The sequence below is a fragment of the Streptomyces sp. NPDC042201 genome, assembly GCF_055582185.1.
In genome coordinates this window covers 166,873-180,287 of sequence record NZ_JBVJDS010000009.1, presented here as the reverse complement: position 1 = coordinate 180,287, position 13,415 = coordinate 166,873, and the positions used below count along the sequence as shown (strand labels likewise).

9 protein-coding genes are annotated in these 13,415 nt (G+C 69.5%); 5 read left to right on the top strand and 4 right to left on the bottom strand.

Features of this window, described 5'->3' with window-relative positions:
• Nucleotides 1-98: 98 nt before the first annotated feature.
• Nucleotides 99-3,608 (bottom strand): methionine synthase, encoded by a 3,510-nt coding sequence (gene metH / locus ACZ6MZ_RS22830; protein ID WP_469353913.1) that lies wholly within the window; start codon nucleotides 3,606-3,608, stop codon nucleotides 99-101.
• 238 nt (nucleotides 3,609-3,846) lie between these two features.
• Between metH and ACZ6MZ_RS22825 the strand changes: the two genes are divergently transcribed.
• The 5 genes from ACZ6MZ_RS22825 (at nucleotide 3,847) to ACZ6MZ_RS22805 (ending at nucleotide 9,673) form a co-directional block, all read left to right on the top strand.
• Nucleotides 3,847-4,611 (top strand): IclR family transcriptional regulator, encoded by a 765-nt coding sequence (locus ACZ6MZ_RS22825; protein WP_389783401.1) that lies wholly within the window; start codon nucleotides 3,847-3,849, stop codon nucleotides 4,609-4,611.
• Nucleotides 4,612-4,837: 226 nt separating this feature from the next.
• The gene (locus ACZ6MZ_RS22820) at nucleotides 4,838-5,629 is read left to right on the top strand and encodes an MIP/aquaporin family protein (RefSeq protein WP_469353911.1); all 792 of its coding nucleotides are present in this window, start codon (nucleotides 4,838-4,840) and stop codon (nucleotides 5,627-5,629) included.
• Between the two features lie 38 nt (nucleotides 5,630-5,667).
• Nucleotides 5,668-7,218, top strand: a complete 1,551-nt coding sequence (gene glpK / locus ACZ6MZ_RS22815; protein WP_389783397.1) for a glycerol kinase GlpK — start codon at nucleotides 5,668-5,670, stop codon at nucleotides 7,216-7,218.
• Between the two features lie 53 nt (nucleotides 7,219-7,271).
• Nucleotides 7,272-8,882: a glycerol-3-phosphate dehydrogenase/oxidase gene (locus ACZ6MZ_RS22810; protein WP_469353909.1), complete on the top strand. Its 1,611-nt coding sequence runs from the start codon at nucleotides 7,272-7,274 to the stop codon at nucleotides 8,880-8,882.
• A gap of 119 nt (nucleotides 8,883-9,001) precedes the next feature.
• A complete protein-coding gene (locus ACZ6MZ_RS22805; RefSeq protein ID WP_384190609.1) occupies nucleotides 9,002-9,673 on the top strand; it encodes a FadR/GntR family transcriptional regulator in 672 nt (223 codons plus the stop codon).
• A gap of 99 nt (nucleotides 9,674-9,772) precedes the next feature.
• Here the strand turns inward: ACZ6MZ_RS22805 and ACZ6MZ_RS22800 are convergent, their stop codons facing one another.
• The 3 genes from ACZ6MZ_RS22800 to ACZ6MZ_RS22790 are packed head-to-tail and all read right to left on the bottom strand — an operon-like array spanning nucleotide 9,773 to nucleotide 13,415.
• Entirely contained in the window at nucleotides 9,773-10,801 is a 1,029-nt protein-coding gene (locus tag ACZ6MZ_RS22800; protein WP_384337772.1) for an ABC transporter permease, read from the bottom strand.
• Complete coding sequence (locus tag ACZ6MZ_RS22795) at nucleotides 10,798-12,330, bottom strand: sugar ABC transporter ATP-binding protein (protein WP_384190626.1); 1,533 nt, start codon at nucleotides 12,328-12,330, stop codon at nucleotides 10,798-10,800. Before ACZ6MZ_RS22795 ends, ACZ6MZ_RS22800 begins: the two co-directional genes overlap by 4 nt.
• 11 nt (nucleotides 12,331-12,341) lie before the next feature.
• Nucleotides 12,342-13,415 (bottom strand): sugar ABC transporter substrate-binding protein, encoded by a 1,074-nt coding sequence (locus ACZ6MZ_RS22790; RefSeq protein ID WP_384190614.1) that lies wholly within the window; start codon nucleotides 13,413-13,415, stop codon nucleotides 12,342-12,344.

Genomic DNA, 13,415 nt, shown 5'->3' with positions numbered 1-13,415 from the left:
ACCGATAAGTGTACGACTCGTCCGCTTCTCGTGCCGCTCGGTTTCCCGCGGAGCGGTCCGGCCCGCCTCACAGCGGGCCGGCCGCGCCGGCTGCCGGGTCAGCGCGCGTTGAAGTACTTCGCTTCGGGATGGTGGATGACGATGGCGTCGGTGGACTGCTCGGGGTGGAGCTGGAACTCCTCGGAGAGCCGCACCCCGATCCGCTCGGGCTCCAGCAGGTCGGAGATCTTCGCCCGGTCCTCCAGGTCGGGGCAGGCCCCGTAGCCGAGCGAGAAGCGGGCGCCCCGGTACTTCAGGGCGAACATGTCCTCGACGTCGGACGGGTCCTCGCCCGCGAAGCCCAGCTCGGAGCGCACCCGGGCGTGCCAGTACTCGGCGAGCGCCTCGGCGAGCTGGACGGACAGCCCGTGCAGTTCGAGGTAGTCGCGGTAGGCGTTCCTCTCGAACAGCTCCGCGGTCGTCTCGCCGATCTTCGAGCCGACGGTGACGACCTGCAGGCCGACGACATCCACGTCGCCGGACTCCTCCGGGCGGAAGAAGTCCGCCAGGCACAGCCGGCGGCCGCGGCGCTGGCGCGGGAAGGTGAAGCGGGTGCGCTCGGAGCCGTCGTCGTTGAGCAGGATCAGGTCGTCCCCCTTGGACACGCAGGGGAAGTAGCCGTAGACCACGGCGGCTTCCAGCATGTTCTGGGTGTGCAGCTGGTCCAGCCAGCCGCGCAGGTGGGGGCGGCCCTCGGTCTCCACCAGCTCCTCGTAGCTGGGGCCGCCCTTGCGGGCCTCCTTGAGACCCCACTGCCCCTTGAAGAGCGCGCCTTCGTCCAGCCAGGAGGCGTACTCCTTGAGCTGGATGCCCTTGACGACGCGGGTGCCCCAGAACGGCGGTGTCGGGACGGGGTTGTCGACGGCGACGTCCGAGCGGACCGCGCCTTCCTCGGGGCGCTCCTCCACCACGGTGTTCGCCGTGGCCTTGACCCGGCGCTGCTTCAGCTCGGGGAGGGTGGCTCCGGGGACACCGCGCTTGACGGCGATCAGGGCGTCCATCAGGCGCAGGCCCTCGAACGCGTCGCGGGCGTAGCGGACCTCGCCCTCGTAGATCTCGTGCAGATCCTGCTCGACATACGCCCGGGTCAGCGCCGCGCCACCGAGGATCACCGGGTAGTCGGCCGCCATCCGGCGCTGGTTCAGCTCCTGCAGGTTCTCCTTCATGATCACGGTCGACTTCACCAGCAGACCGGACATGCCGATGACATCCGCCCGGTGTTCCTCGGCGGCCTCCAGGATCGCGGAGACGGGCTGCTTGATGCCCAGATTCACCACGTTGTAGCCGTTGTTGGAGAGGATGATGTCGACGAGATTCTTGCCGATGTCATGGACGTCGCCGCGGACGGTGGCGAGCACGATGGTGCCCTTGCCGTCGGCGTCGGTCTTCTCCATGTGCGGTTCGAGGTGGGCGACCGCGGTCTTCATGACCTCGGCGGACTGGAGGACGAACGGCAGCTGCATCTGGCCGGAGCCGAACAGCTCGCCGACGACCTTCATGCCTTCCAGCAGCGTCTCGTTGACGATGTCCAGGGCCGGCCGGGTCTGCAGCGCCTCGTCGAGGTCGGCCTCCAGGCCGTTCTTCTCGCCGTCGATGATGCGGCGCTGGAGGCGCTCGTCCAGCGGCAGGGCGCGCAGTTCCTCGGCCCGGCCGTCCTTCATCGACTTGGTGTTGACGCCCTCGAAGAGCTCCATGAGCTTCTGCAGCGGGTCGTAGCCCTCGCTGCGCCGGTCGTAGATGAGGTCGTGAGCGACCTTGACCTGCTCCTCCTCCAGGCGCGCGATCGGCAGGATCTTCGAGGCGTGCACGATCGCGGAGTCCAGGCCGGCCTTGACGCACTCGTCGAGGAAGACGGAGTTGAGGACGATGCGGGCCGCCGGGTTGAGGCCGAAGGAGATGTTGGACAGACCCAGCGTGGTCTGGACGTCGGGGTGGCGGCGCTTGAGTTCGCGGATCGCCCCGATGGTGGCGATGCCGTCCTTCCGCGACTCCTCCTGGCCGGTGCAGATGGTGAAGGTCAGGGTGTCGATGAGGATGTCCGACTCGAGCACGCCCCAGTTGCCGGTCAGGTCGTCGATCAGCCGCTCCGCGATGGCGACCTTGTGCTCGACGGTACGGGCCTGGCCCTCCTCGTCGATGGTCAGCGCGATCAGCGCGGCGCCGTGCTCGACCGCCAGCTCGGTGACCTTGGCGAAGCGCGACTCGGGGCCGTCGCCGTCCTCGTAGTTGACGGAGTTGATGACCGCGCGGCCACCGAGCTTCTCCAGTCCGGCCTGCAGGACGTTCAGCTCGGTGGAGTCCAGCACGATCGGCAGGGTGGAGGCGGTGGCGAACCGTCCCGCCAGCTCCGCCATGTCGGCGACGCCGTCCCGGCCGACATAGTCGACGCAGAGGTCGAGCAGGTGGGCGCCCTCGCGGATCTGGTCGCGGGCCATCTCCACACAGTCGTCCCAGCGGCCCTCCAGCATGGCATCGCGGAACTTCTTCGACCCGTTGGCGTTCGTCCGCTCACCGATGGCGAGGTACGAGGTGTCCTGGCGGAAGGGCACCGTCTGGTAGAGGGAGGCGGCGCCCGGCTCGGGGCGCGGCTCGCGGACGGCGGGGGTGAGCTCGCGGGCCCGCTCGACGACCTGCCGCAGATGCTCGGGCGTCGTACCGCAGCAGCCGCCGATCAGGGACAGTCCGTAGTCGTTGACGAACGCTTCCTGGGCGTCTGCCAGGCCCTCCGGACCGAGTGGAAAGTGGGCGCCGTCCTTGGTCAGTACGGGCAGGCCCGCGTTCGGCATGCACATCAACGGCGTGCGCGAATGGCGGGCCAGGTAGCGCAGGTGCTCGCTCATCTCCGCCGGGCCGGTGGAGCAGTTGAGGCCGATGAGGTCAATGCCGAGCGGTTCCAGGGCGGTGAGCGCCGCGCCGATCTCGGAACCGAGCAGCATGACGCCCGTCGTCTCGAAGGCAAGCGAACAGATCAGCGGCACGTTCACACCCAGCGCGTCCATCGCGCGGCGGGCACCGATGAGGCTCGACTTGGTCTGGAGGAGGTCCTGCGTGGTCTCCACGATCAGGGCGTCCGCGCCGCCCGCGAGGAGGCCCTCGGCGTTCTGCTGGTAGCCGTCGCGCAGTACGTCGTACGCGATGTGGCCGAGTGAGGGCAGCTTGGTGCCGGGGCCCACCGAGCCGAGCACCCAGCGCTGGCGGCCGTCCTCGGCGGTGAACTCGTCGGCGACCTCACGGGCGATGCGGGCACCGGCCTCGGACAGCTCCACGATCCTGTGCGCGATGTCGTACTCGTTCGCCGCCGAATGGTTGGCACCGAAGGTATTGGTCTCGACACAGTCGACGCCGACCGCGAAGTACTCCTCGTGCACGGAGCGGACGATGTCCGGGCGTGTCACGTTCAGGATCTCGTTGCAGCCTTCCAGATCCTGGAAGTCCTCGAGCGTCGGGTCCTGGGCCTGGAGCATCGTGCCCATCGCGCCATCGGCCACCACCACACGGGTGGCGAGCGCCTCACGGAGGGCATCGATGCGGGTGCGGCTGTCGGTGGAGGGGGTCGGCAACGAGGCCATGAAAGTACTCCCTGGGCTGCGACGGCTGTCGGCTTTGCGCCTGCTGATGGCAGACGCACTCGGCCAGCGTAGCCGGGCGGACCCCTTCGCGGTGTGGCATACCGCCGGACGGACGGCATCCTGTCCACGGAAAGATCCGGGGCGCGTGGTCCTTGACGGGCTCTCTCCCACAGTGGGAAAAGGTCGACATCGACCGATAGTGTTCAGCATGGTCGAACGTAGTGGAGGTCCGGGTCCGATGGCGAAGAACATCCAGTCGCTGGAGCGGGCGGCGGCGATGCTGCGGCTGCTCGCGGGCGGCGAGCGCCGGCTCGGCCTGTCCGACATCGCCGCCTCGGTGGGGCTGGCCAAGGGCACGGCCCACGGGATTCTGCGCACCCTCCAGGCGGAGGGCTTCGTCGAGCAGGACGCGGCCTCCGGCCGCTACCAGCTGGGGGCCGAGCTGCTGCGGCTCGGGAACAGCTATCTGGACGTGCACGAGCTGCGGGCCCGCGCCCTGGTCTGGACGGACGATCTGGCCCGCTCCAGCGGCGAGAGCGTCCATCTGGGGGTCGTGCACCAGCAGGGCGTCCTGATCGTCCACCACGTCTTCCGCCCGGACGACAGCCGGCAGGTCCTGGAGGTGGGCGCCATGCAGCCGCTGCACTCCACCGCGCTGGGGAAGGTGCTCTCGGCGTACGACCCGGTGGCGCACACCGAGGCCGTCGAGAGCGAGCGCACGGCCTTCACGCCGCGGACGGTCACCGGTCTGGCCGCGTTCGAGTCGGTACTCGATCTGACCAAGGCGCGCGGCTGGGCGGCGGACGTCGAGGAGACCTGGGAGGGCGTGGCCGCGGTGGCCGCCCCCATCCACGACCGGCGGCGGATGCCGGTCGGAGCCATAGCCGTCACCGGCGCGGTGGAGCGCATCTGTCCCGCCGGAGAGCTGCGGTCCGAGCTGGTCGCGGCCGTCCGCCAATGCGCCCGCGCGGTCTCCCGGGATATCGGCGCCGGGCGCTTTTGAACCGGATGCCGGATCATCGGTATGGGTCGAGGTTTCGGCGGCTACACCCTTGACGACAGTCGGGCTGCGGGACAAAACTGCCGTTCAGCGGTCGGCATTGTCGAACACCTACCGGCAATACGAGTTAGTGTGACAACGCCAAGGGCCGGTAACGCCCTCACCCCCGAGGGCTCGGACCACTGGTGTGAGCCGGAGGTTTGCCTTTCCCTGGACGAAGGAGTCTCGGGTGTCCAACTTCGACATCTTCATAGGTGAGGTCACGGGTACGGCCCTGCTGATCCTGCTCGGCGGCGGCGTGGTCGCCGGAGTGGTCCTCAAGCGCTCCAAGGCGCAGAACGCGGGCTGGCTCGCCATCAGCTTCGGCTGGGGCTTCGCCGTCATGGTCGGCGCGTATCTGTCGGCCGGCGTCTCCGGCGCCCTGCTCAACCCCGCGCTCACGGTCGGCCTCGCCATCGAAGGCGGCGTCAAGTGGGGCGATGTCCCGCTCTATGTCGGCTCTCAGCTGCTCGGCGCGATGATCGGCGCCTTCCTGGTCTGGGTGGCCTACCTGGGCCAGTTCAAGGCCCATCTGACCGACCCGGAGGTCCTCGCGGCGCAGCCGGCCGTCGAGGGACTCGTCGACCAGAAGGCGGCCCCCAAGGCGGGCCCGGTCCTGGGCATCTTCTCCACGGGCCCCGAGATCCGCAACCCGCTGCAGAACGTGTTCACGGAGGTCATCGGCACGTTCGTCCTGGTCATCGCGATCCTCACCCAGGGCCTGAACAACGAGGGCAACGGCCTCGGCGTGCTCGGCGTCCTGATCACCTCGTTCGTCGTGGTGGCCATCGGTCTCTCGCTGGGCGGCCCCACCGGGTACGCCATCAACCCGGCCCGTGACCTGGGCCCGCGCATCGTGCACGCGCTCCTGCCGCTGCCCAACAAGGGCGGCTCCGACTGGAGCTACGCCTGGATACCGGTGGTAGCACCGCTGATCGGCGCCGCGCTGGCCGGCGGTTACTACAACTGGGTATTCGCGTAAGAGGCCCTTTCCCTCCGCACCGAGCAGGAGCAGACACCATGAGCGACGCAACCACCACCGGCACCTCCTCCCACGGGACGGGACCGTTCATCGCCGCCATCGACCAGGGCACCACCTCCAGCCGCTGCATCGTCTTCGACCGGGACGGCCGCATCGTCGCGGTCGACCAGAAGGAACACGAGCAGATCTTCCCGAAGCCGGGCTGGGTGGAGCACGACGCCAACGAGATCTGGACCAACGTCCAGGAAGTCGTGGAGCGCGCCATCCAGAAGGCGGGCATCACCTCCGCCGACGTCAAGGCGATCGGCATCACCAACCAGCGCGAGACGACCCTGCTCTGGGACAAGAACACCGGCGAGCCCGTCCACAACGCCATCGTCTGGCAGGACACCCGCACCGACGCGCTCTGCCGGGAGCTCGGCCGCAACGTCGGCCAGGACCGCTTCCGCCGCGAGACGGGTCTGCCGCTCGCGAGCTACTTCGCGGGCCCGAAGGCACGCTGGCTGCTGGACAACGTCGAGGGGCTGCGCGAGCGCGCCGAGCGCGGCGACATCCTCTTCGGGACCATGGATTCCTGGGTCATCTGGAATCTGACCGGCGGCACCGACGGCGGTGTGCACGTCACGGACGTCACCAACGCGTCCCGCACGATGCTGATGAACCTGCACAACCTCCAGTGGGATCCGAAGATCCTCACGTCGATGAAGGTCCCGGCCGCGATCCTGCCGGAGATCCGCTCCTCGGCCGAGGTGTACGGCACCGCCAAGGGCGGCGTCCTGGACGGGATCCCGGTCGCCTCGGCGCTCGGCGACCAGCAGGCCGCGCTGTTCGGCCAGACCTGTTTCGCCGAGGGCGAGGCCAAGTCGACGTACGGCACCGGCACCTTCATGCTGATGAACACCGCGCACAAGCCCGTCAACTCCTACAACGGCCTGCTGACGACCGTCGGCTACCGCATCGGCGACCAGGAGGCGGTGTACGCCCTGGAGGGCGCCATCGCGGTCACCGGCTCCCTGGTGCAGTGGATGCGCGACCAGATGGGCCTGATCAATACGGCGGCCGAGATCGAGACCCTGGCGTCCTCGGTCGAGGACAACGGCGGCGCGTACTTCGTGCCCGCCTTCTCCGGTCTCTTCGCACCGCACTGGCGCCCCGACGCCCGTGGCGTGATCGCCGGCCTGACCGGCTATGTCACCAAGGCGCACATCGCCCGCGCGGTGTTGGAGGCGACCGCCTGGCAGACCCGCGAGATCAGTGACGCCATGACCAAGGACTCCGGCGTCGAGCTGACCGCGCTCAAGGTCGACGGCGGAATGACCGCCAACAACCTGCTGATGCAGTCGCTCTCCGACGTCCTCGACGCACCGGTGGTGCGCCCGATGGTCGCCGAGACCACCTGCCTCGGCGCCGCCTACGCCGCCGGTCTGGCGGTGGGCTTCTGGCCGGACACCGACGCGCTGCGCGCCAACTGGCGCCGGGCCGCCGAGTGGACGCCCCGGATGGACGCGGCGACCCGCGACCGCGAGTACAAGAACTGGCTGAAGGCCGTCGAGCGGACCATGGGCTGGCTCGACGACCCCGACAGCTGACCCAGCGACAGCCAACCGGCCGAAGAGCCGGCGAGGGCTGAAGAGGAGCGAGAATGAGCACCCTGCAGAGCGGCCCCGCACTGGGGACGCACCTGGCCGGCGGATCCCTGCCGAGCCGCGCCGAGACCCGGGAACAGCTGTCCAGGGCGACGTACGACCTCCTGGTGATAGGCGGCGGCATTCTGGGCATCTCCGTCGCCTGGCATGCCTCCCAGTCGGGACTGCGGGTGGCTCTGGTGGACGGCGGCGACTTTGCCGGCGCCACCTCCTCCGCCTCCTCCAAGCTGCTCCACGGCGGTCTGCGCTATCTGCAGACCGGCGCCGTGAAGCTGGTGGCGGAGAACCACTTCGAGCGGCGTGCGGTGTCCACGCAGGTGGCGCCGCATCTGGCCAATCCGCTCACCTTCTATCTGCCGGTCTACAAGGGCGGCCCGCACGGCGCGGCCAAGCTCGGCGCGGGCGTGTTCGCGTACTCCGCGCTCTCCGCGTTCGGTGACGGCGTCGGCCATGTCATCAGTCCGGCGCGGGCCCGGCGGGCCGTGCCCGAGCTGCGTACGGACCGGCTGAAGGCCGTGGCCGTGTACGGCGACGACCAGATGAACGACGCGCGGATGGCGCTGATGACGGTCCGCGCGGCCGTCGAGTCGGGCGCCACCGTGCTCAACCACGCCGAGGTCACCGGGCTGCGCTTCACAGGCGGCCGGGTGACGGGCGCCGAGCTGCGGGACCGTATGGACGGTACGGAGTTCGGCGTCGGCGCGCGGCTGGTCCTCAACGCCACCGGGCCCTGGGTCGATCATCTGCGGACGATGGAGGACCCGGCCGCGGCTCCCTCCATCCGCCTGTCCAAGGGCGCGCACCTGGTCCTCAAGCGCACCGCCCCGTGGAAGGCCGCGCTCGCGACGCCCATCGACAAGTTCCGCATCACCTTCGCCCTCCCCTGGGAGGACATGCTGCTGCTCGGTACGACCGACGAGGAGTACGAGGGTGACCCCGGGGACGTCGCGGTCAACGAGCGGGACATCACCCAGATCCTGGACGAGGCCTCGCTCTCCGTCCGTGACCAGCAGCTGTCCCGCGATCTGATCACCTACTCCTTCGCCGGGCTGCGGGTGCTGCCCGGCGGCCCAGGCGACACCTCCAAGGCCAAGCGCGAGACGGTCGTGACCGAGGGCAGCGGCGGCATGCTGTCGGTGGCGGGCGGCAAGTGGACGACCTTCCGCCATATCGGCCGTACGGTGATGAACAAGCTCGCGGCCCTGCCGGGACACCCGCTCGCCGACCATATGGAGCCGATCGCGGATCTGCCGAAGAAGCTCCCGCTGCCGGGGATCTCCAACCCGAACGCGGTCGCCCACCGGCTGCTGATCGACGGCGGCGGGACCGGCCCGTCCATGGCGCCGGACACCGCCCGCCATCTGGCCACGCACTACGGCTCGCTGTCCTTCGACATCGTGCGGCTGGCCAACGAGTATCCCGAGCTGGGCCGGCGGATCCATCCGGACGCCCCGGAGATCTGGGCCCAGGTCGTCTACGCCCGTGATCACGAGTGGGCCGAGACGGTGGACGACGTACTGCGCCGCCGTACGACCCTGACGATCCGCGGCCTGGCCACGGACGAGATCCGCTCCCAGGTCAAGGATCTGCTGGACAAGCGGGCCTGACCGCACGGCCGACGGCACATGTGTGCGAGGCGAGGGGCGCTTCCTTCCTGGGAGCGCCCCTCTTCGGCCTTCCTGGACGCATAATGGGGGCCGATACATCGGATGTCTGGAGGTCGCCCGTGGCTGTCACTGACGAGGCCATCGAGAAGATCAAGGGAATGATCGTCTCCGGCGCGCTGCGCCCGGGCGACCGTCTCCCGAAGGAGAGCGAGCTCGCCGCCGAGCTGGGACTGTCCCGCAACTCACTGCGGGAGGCGGTGCGCGCCCTGTCGCTCATCCGCATTCTCGACGTACGGCAGGGCGACGGCACGTATGTCACGAGCCTGGACCCCCAGCTGCTGCTGGAGGCGCTGAGCTTTGTCGTGGACTTCCACCGGGACGACACCGTGCTGGAGTTCCTCGCGGTACGCCGCATCCTGGAACCGGCCGCCACGGCGATGGCGAGCTCCCGGATAACCGAGTCCCAACTCGACGCGCTGGACGCGCAGTTGGACGCGCTCGGACCGCAGCCCTCGGTGGAGCAGCTGGTCGCGTCCGATCTGGAGTTCCACCGGGGGATCGTGCAGTCCTCGGGCAACTCGGTGCTCTGCTCGCTCCTGGACGGGCTCTCGGGGCCCACCACCCGGGCGCGGGTCTGGCGCGGGCTGACCCAGGAGGACGCCGTCAGCCGTACGCTCCACGAGCACCGGGCGATCCTCGCGGCGCTGCGCGACCGGGACGCCGAGGCGGCCAGGTCCTGGGCGACCGTCCATATCGCGAGCGTGGAGATGTGGCTGAGATCGACCCTCTGACCGGCTCGCCAGCACGGATCGACCCGGCTCTCCGGCACGGATCGGCCCACGGAGCTCCCTAGCTCCGTGGGCCGACGGTCCCGGTCCCGCCGCGCGCGGTCAGTCCTGCTTCTCGCCGCTCGCGAAGCGCGAGATGACCAGCGCGACGATGATGATCGCGCCGTTGAGGAACTGGTTCCAGAGCGCGGGTACGCCGCCGAGGGTCATCACATTCACCACCAGCTGAAGGGTCAGCACACCCGTCAGCGCCCCGAAGAGCGTGCCACGCCCGCCCTTGAGGCTGATACCGCCGATGACGGCGGCGGCGAAGACCTGGAAGATCCAGCCGTTGCCCTGGGTGGCCGCGACCGAACCGTAGTGGCCGGTGTAGAGGATGCCGGCGAAGGCCGCGAGCAGCCCGCCGACGGCCAGCACGATCCAGGTGATCCGGTCCACCCGGATACCGGCGGCGCGGGCCGCCTCCGGGTTGCCGCCGATGGCGTACAGCGACCGTCCGTGCCGCAGCCAGGCGAGGGCCGCGCCGCCGAGGGCGAACAGCGCCAGACAGATCCATACGGCGGCCGGGGCGCCCAGCCAGTCGGTCTTGCCCAGGTACCGGAAGGACTCCGGCACATCGGTGATCGACTTGCCCTCGGTGATACCGATGTGGAGACCGCGGAGCATGGTGAGCATGCCGAGGGTGGCGATGAAGCCGTTGACCCGCAGCTTGAGCATCAGGAAGCCGTTGACCACCCCGATCACCACCCCGACCAGCAGGCAGGCGGGGATGGCCAGCCAGACCGGCAGCAGGTCGAGTCCGGCGAAGCGGCCGCCCTCCGCCGGCAGCACCAGCCACATGGCGACGACCGGCGCGATCCCGATCGTCGACTCCAGCGACAGGTCCATCCGGCCGCAGATCAGGATCAGCGCCTGGCCGAGCACCAGCAGGCTCAGCTCGGAGGACTGCTGGACGACGCTGATCAGGTTGTTGGAGGTGAGGAAGACCGGCGAGACGATGAAGCCGATCACCATCAGCACCAGGATCACCGGCACCAGCGAGAAGTCGCTCCACCGGATCAGCCGGAGCCGGCCGCGCGGGCTCGCGCTTCCGGTCCCCTCGGCCACCGGCGGACGTATGGTCTCGGTCATTCCCGCTCCCCCACACCTTCCATGGCGGCGACCAGTTCCCGGTCGGTCCACCCACTCCCGAACGAAGCCACCACGCGCCCGTGGAACAGCGCGAGGACACGGTCACACACCCGCAGATCGTCCAGCTCGTCCGAGATGATCACGGCCGCGCTGCCCTCGTCCGCCACCCTGCGCACCACGCCGAGCAGCGAGTCCTTCGATTTGACGTCGACACCCGCGGTGGGCCGCAGCGCCACCAGCGCGCTGGGCCGGCGCGCCAGGGCGCGGGCGACGACGACCTTCTGCTGATTGCCGCCGGACAGACCGGAGACCGGCTGCTCCGGGCCCTGGGTCTTGATGTCCAGCGATTCGATCATGGACCGCGCGAACTCCCGGGTACGGGAGGGCAGTACGGTCCCCCACGGGCCGAGCTGGTCGGTGACCGTGAGCGTGGCGTTCTCGGCGACGCTGCGGTCCAGGACGAGCCCCTGGCGGTGCCGGTCCTCGGGGATGTAGCCGATCCCGGCGTCCAGCGCGTGCGGGACGCTGCCGGGCTTCACCGTCCTGCCCTGTACGGTGATCCGCCCCGAGGTCGCCGCGCGCATCCCGGCCAGGGTCTCGCCCAGCGCGGTGTTGCCACTGGCCGCGGCGCCCGCGAGGCCGAGCACCTCACCCGGCCGTACCGCGAGATCGAGCGGCTCGAACTCCCCGTCGAGGGCGAGCCCTTCGGTCCGCAGCACGGGCTCCGTTCCGGCGTCCACCGGCTCCGCGCGCGCGGCGTGCCAGGCGGCGGCCGTGCCCGCGGACTCCCCGGTCATCGCCGTCACCAGATCCGCCTTGGACAGCTCGGCGACCGGGGCGGTCAGCACATGGCGGGCGTCGCGGTAGACGGTGACGGCGGTGCACAGTTCGTACACCTCCTGGAGATGGTGGGAGATGAAGAGGAAGGCCACTCCCTGGCTCTGGAGCTCCCGCAGCTTGTCGAAGAGCCGCTGGATCCCGCGCGCGTCAAGCTGCGCCGTGGGCTCGTCCAGGATGATGAGCCGGGCGCCGAAGGACAGCGCCCGCGCGATCTCCACGAACTGCCGCTGCTCGACCGGGAGATCCTTCGCGCGGGCGTTCGGGTCGACATCGACTCCGTACCCCGCGAGCAGATCCCGCGCGCGCTGCCGCAGCCCCCGCCAGCTGATGAAGCGGCTGCCAGGACCCGAGCTGTCCAGACCGTAGTTGTTGAGGAACAGATTCTCGGCGACGGTCAGATCGGGGACGACCATCGACTTCTGGTAGACGCAGGCGACCTTGGACTGCCAGGCCGCGGTGTCCCCGAAGCCGGGCGCGGGCACGCCGCCGAAGCTGACCTGGCCCGCGTCCGGCCTGTGCAGCCCGGTGAGGACGCTGACCAGGGTGGACTTGCCTGCGCCGTTGCGCCCGACGAGCGCGTGGGACTCGCCGGGCCGCACAGTGAGCCGGACACCGTCGAGCGCCACGGTGGGACCGAAGCGCTTGACGATGCCTTCCGCGTGGACCGCGGCCGGCGCCTCCTGCTGCATGGGCTCCATGGCTAGCTCTTCTTCTCCAGCTGGTTGGCCCACAGCTTCGGGTCGTCCACGTTGTCCTTGGTCACCAGGGGCGCGGGGAGCTGGTCCTCGAAGCCGTTCGGGATCTTGATGATCGTGGACTCGTGGTCGGTCGGACCGGCCTTGGGAGTCTCCCCCGCCAGCGCCTTCTTGGCCCAGTACAGCGCGTACTTGGCGTACAGGTCGGCCGGCTGGGAGACGGTGGCGTCGATCTTCCCCTCCCGGATGGCGTCCAGTTCCTCGGGGATGCCGTCGTTGGAGATGATCGTGATGTGCCCCGGGGTGCCGGGCGCCTTGAGCAGCTTCTTCTGCTCCAGCAGCGCCAGCGTCGGCTGCAGGAAGACGCCGCCCGCCTGCATGTAGATGCCGTTGATGTCGGGGTGCGCGGCGAGCGTGGACTGGAGCTTGGCCGACGCGACGTCACCCTTCCAGTCGGTGGCCAGCTCGAAGACCCTGATGCCGGGGAACTTCTGCTCCATGCAGGACTTGAACGCCTCGGAGCGGTCACGGCCGTTGATGGAGGAGAGGTCGCCCTGGAACTCGACGACCTTGCCCTTGCCCTTGAGCTGCTCGCCCAGGTACTGGCAGGCCTTCTCGCCGTACGCGCGGTTGTCGGCCCGTACGACCATGTAGACGTCGCCCTTGTCGGGCCGGGTGTCCACGCTGATGACGGGGATCTTCTTCTCGCTCAGCGTCTGGAGCGTCTCGGCTATCGCCCCGGTGTCCTGCGGGGCCATGATGACGGCCTTGGCGCCCTGGTCGGTGAAGACCTGGACATTGGAGACGAGCTTTCCGATGTCGTTCTGCGAGTTGGTCAGTGAGAGCGCGTCGACCTCACCGGCCTTGACGCCCTTCTCGACGTACTGCTGGTACGAGTTCCAGAAGTCGCTGTCGCTGCGCGGCAGGTCGATACCGACCTTGCCGCCGCCCGCGGCCCCGCTCTCCTGTTCACGGTTGCAGCCCGCCAGGGCCGTGACGGCCAGCAGCACGGCACAGGCCGAGGCGCTCGTCGTACGGAGTCGGCGGAGTGGGGGGCGCCCCACGGTCTGTCGCGGCAT